At 48.5% G+C, this 239-nt stretch carries 1 pseudogene; it reads left to right on the top strand.

The features are described from left to right. Window positions 1–51: 51 nt before the first annotated feature. A pseudogene (locus tag ACTHSN_RS10905) lies at window positions 52–189 on the top strand (23S rRNA (adenine(2030)-N(6))-methyltransferase RlmJ); the annotation flags it as partial. Window positions 190–239 lie beyond the last annotated feature (50 nt).

Here is a 239-nt window from a genome sequence, read left to right as displayed (position 1 = left end):
TGATGGCGATGGTTTGGGGTATAATCGGTTTTTTATTTCCGCAGCACGATCATGCTCAGCTACCGCCACGCCTTCCTTGCCGGCAAACATGCCGATATGCTCAAGCACTTTACCCTATTCCTTGTCCTCGAATATTTCAACCGCAAAGACAAGCCTGAATGGTATATCGATACGCACAGCGGTGCCGGTTAGTATGATTTGAGCGGCGTTGAAGCGCAAAAAGTCGGCGAATACAAACA

It is taken from the genome of Neisseria sp. P0009.S010 (assembly GCF_051958545.1).
Taxonomy (GTDB): domain Bacteria; phylum Pseudomonadota; class Gammaproteobacteria; order Burkholderiales; family Neisseriaceae; genus Neisseria; species Neisseria subflava_A.
This window is presented reverse-complemented; position numbering and strand designations above follow the sequence as displayed.